This window comes from Marinimicrobium sp. UBA4209 (assembly GCF_002381585.1).
Taxonomy (GTDB): domain Bacteria; phylum Pseudomonadota; class Gammaproteobacteria; order Pseudomonadales; family Cellvibrionaceae; genus Marinimicrobium; species Marinimicrobium koreense.
Map to the genome: position 1 here is coordinate 984 of NZ_DFTP01000096.1, position 3,167 is coordinate 4,150.

Below are 3,167 nucleotides of genomic sequence, written 5' to 3' on the forward strand. Positions count from 1 at the left end.
TACTTCCGTACCACTGACGTGACTGGCGCTTGTGAGCTGCCGGAAGGCGTTGAGATGGTTATGCCGGGCGACAACGTGAAGATGAACGTGACTCTGATTCACCCGGTAGCGATGGAAGAAGGTCTGCGCTTTGCGGTTCGTGAAGGCGGCCGTACTGTAGGCGCTGGCGTGGTCGCTAAGATCATCGAGTAAGCGATACAGGCTCTGAAAAAGGCCCCTGCGGGGGCCTTTTTTTGTCTCCTGAGCGATTTTAGATGTTCTGTTGGAGATATAAGTCTTTGATTTTAAAAAATAATGGTGCGTTTTCCGGAATTCCGGGAATATCCTGGCATATCCCTTGACAGGGGGCTGTCCCGCCATTAGAATTGCGCCTCCATTTTGCAGGGTATCAACGAGCTCAGCTCGGACGCCATCGCCAATTTGGATAGTTCTTTAAAGTTTATTACTGGAGTTTGGTTCACATGCAGAATCAACGCATTCGGATTCGCCTGAAGGCCTTTGATCATAAGCTCATCGATGCCTCTACCCAGGAAATTGTTGAGACAGCAAAGCGCACAGGCGCACAAGTCCGTGGCCCGATTCCGCTGCCGACTCGCAAAGAGCGCTTCACTGTATTGATCTCCCCGCACGTCAACAAGGACGCGCGTGATCAGTACGAGATTCGTACACACAAGCGTTTGCTGGACATTGTTGAGCCCACTGAAAAAACCGTTGATGCCCTGATGAAGCTCGATTTGGCTGCAGGTGTAGAGGTTCAGATCAGTCTTAACTAATACAAAGTAAATGTTAATCCCGGTTTCGGCCGGGTTTGTGTAACGCTCTGAAATGGGCGGCCATAGCGGGTAAAAGCCCCGTACACTGAGAGGTTAGCAACATGACGATTGGTATTGTCGGCCGCAAGAGCGGCATGACTCGCATATTTACCGATGATGGTGTTTCCATTCCTGTTTCCGTGATTGAGGTTGCTCCCAATCGCGTCACCCAGGTGAAGAATGTAGAAACCGACGGATACTCTGCAGTGCAGGTTACCGTAGGGTCTCGTCGCGCCTCACGTGTTACCAAGCCCGCAGCGGGCCACTACGCCAAGGCGAATGCCGAAGCCGGACGTGGTTTGTGGGAATTGCGTAACGATACTCAAGAATCCTTCGAAGTTGGTGCAGAGATTACGGTTGACGCCTTTGAGGCTGGCCAAAAGATCGATGTCACCGGTTCTTCCAAAGGTAAGGGCTTTGCCGGTACCGTCAAGCGTTGGAATTTCGCCACGCAGGACGCTACCCACGGTAACTCCCTTTCTCACCGTGCCCCCGGTTCCATCGGACAATGTCAGACACCGGGTCGCGTCTTTAAGGGCAAGAAGATGTCAGGTCACATGGGTGCCGAACAGGTAACTGTTCAGAACCTGGAAGTGGTCCGCGTCGACGCTGAGCGTAATCTGCTGTTGGTCAAAGGCGCCATTCCGGGAGCTCCCGGTGGTGACGTCATTGTTCGTCCCGCAGTTAAAGCGCGCAGTAACGGTTAATTGTCCGAGGGGAAACGACCATGGAATTGAATATTGTAAAGCCCGATGGTGCCAAAGATACGCTCAACGTATCTGAGGTGGCGTTTGGCAAAGAATTTAATCAAGACCTGGTGCATCAGGCGGTAGTCGCCTACCTGGCGGGCGGCCGTCAGGGCACCAAGGCTCAGAAAACTCGCTCTGAAGTATCTGGCGGCGGTAAGAAGCCGTGGCGTCAGAAGGGCACCGGTCGTGCGCGTGCGGGTACCATCCGCAGTCCGATCTGGCGCTCCGGTGGTAAGGCATTTGCTGCCAAGCCCCGCAACTTCGAGCAGAAGCTCAACAAAAAGATGTACCGTGCAGCACTGCGCTGCATTCTGTCTGAGCTGAATCGCCAGGAGCGTCTGGTCGTGGTGGAAGAATTTTCCGTCGACGCACCCAGGACCAAAAGCCTGGTACAAAAGCTGGCTCAGTACGATCTGTCAGAAGCGCTGATTGTGACTGAGGATGTGAACGAAAATCTTTACCTGGCGTCTCGCAACCTGCATAAGGTTGATGTTCGCGACGTTCAGGGTGTTGATCCGGTTGCCTTGATCGGCTTCGAAAAGGTTGTGGTCACCGTTCCGGCTCTGAAAAAGTTCGAGGAGATCCTGGGATGAACCAAGAACGCATCTATAAAATCTTGTTGGGTCCGGTAGTGTCCGAGAAGTCCGCCATGGCGGGCGAGAACGGCAACCAGGTTGTTTTCAAAGTAGCCACTGATGCCAGCAAGCTCGAAATCAAAGCGGCCGTACAGGCGCTGTTTGATGTCAAAGTTGAAAGTGTTCGCGTGCTTAACGTGAAGGGCAAGACCCGTCGCACCCGCTTTGGTATCGGTAAGCGCAGTGACTGGAAGAAGGCCTACGTTCGTCTTGAGCAAGGTCAGGATATCGACTTTGCGGTAGCTGAGTAAGAGGATTGTTGCAATGCCTATTGTAAAACGTAAACCAACCTCGCCCGGTCGCCGCTTTGTAGTAAGTGTCGTCAATCCGGATTTGCACAAGGGTGCTCCTTACGCGCCGCTGCTGGAGAAGAAATCCAAAAGCGGTGGACGTAACAACGCTGGTCGTATCACAACCCGTCACGTAGGCGGCGGCCACAAGCAGCACTACCGTGTGATCGATTTCCGTCGTAATAAAGACGGTATACCGGCCACAGTAGAGCGCCTGGAGTATGATCCGAACCGCACAGCCTACATCGCGCTGGTTTGTTATGCCGACGGTGAGCGCCGTTACATTATCGCACCCAAGAGCCTCAAGGCTGGTGACAAGATCGAATCAGGTGATGCGGCGGCGATTAAAGTGGGTAATGCGTTGCCGCTGCGGAATATCCCCCTCGGTAGCACAGTTCACTGCGTCGAGTTGAAGCCCGAGAAAGGTGCCCAGCTGGCTCGTTCTGCTGGTGCGTCGTGCCAATTGGTGTCTCGCGACGGTACTTACGCGACCTTGCGTTTGCGTAGCGGTGAAACCCGCCGTGTACTGGTTAACTGCCGGGCGACCTTGGGCGAAGTGTCCAACAGCGAGCACAGCTTGCGGTCACTCGGTAAGGCCGGTGCCAAACGGTGGCGCGGTGTTCGTCCTACGGTGCGCGGTGTCGCCATGAACCCGGTAGATCACCCGCACGGTGGTGGTGA

Annotated in this window: 5 protein-coding genes and 1 pseudogene; all 6 read left to right on the top strand. The window is 54.2% G+C overall.

Annotated features, from left to right (window positions below):
- Nucleotides 1-192: pseudogene (gene tuf / locus B3187_RS14210) on the top strand (elongation factor Tu); the annotation flags it as partial.
- A 269-nt stretch (nucleotides 193-461) separates the two neighbouring features.
- Nucleotides 462-773, top strand: a complete 312-nt coding sequence (gene rpsJ, locus B3187_RS14215) for a 30S ribosomal protein S10 (RefSeq protein ID WP_024462473.1) — start codon at nucleotides 462-464, stop codon at nucleotides 771-773.
- A 101-nt stretch (nucleotides 774-874) separates the two neighbouring features.
- The gene (gene rplC / locus B3187_RS14220) at nucleotides 875-1,519 is read left to right on the top strand and encodes a 50S ribosomal protein L3 (RefSeq protein ID WP_024462474.1); all 645 of its coding nucleotides are present in this window, start codon (nucleotides 875-877) and stop codon (nucleotides 1,517-1,519) included.
- A gap of 20 nt (nucleotides 1,520-1,539) precedes the next feature.
- On the top strand, nucleotides 1,540-2,154 hold the full coding sequence (rplD, locus tag B3187_RS14225; RefSeq protein WP_286807143.1) for a 50S ribosomal protein L4: 615 nt from the start codon (nucleotides 1,540-1,542) through the stop codon (nucleotides 2,152-2,154).
- Nucleotides 2,151-2,447, top strand: a complete 297-nt coding sequence (gene rplW / locus B3187_RS14230) for a 50S ribosomal protein L23 (RefSeq protein WP_024462476.1) — start codon at nucleotides 2,151-2,153, stop codon at nucleotides 2,445-2,447. The genes rplD and rplW overlap by 4 nt, the downstream gene beginning before the upstream one ends.
- Before the next feature lie 13 nt (nucleotides 2,448-2,460).
- The coding region (rplB, locus tag B3187_RS14235; RefSeq protein WP_286807144.1) for a 50S ribosomal protein L2 at nucleotides 2,461-3,167 on the top strand (707 nt) is incomplete at its 3' end.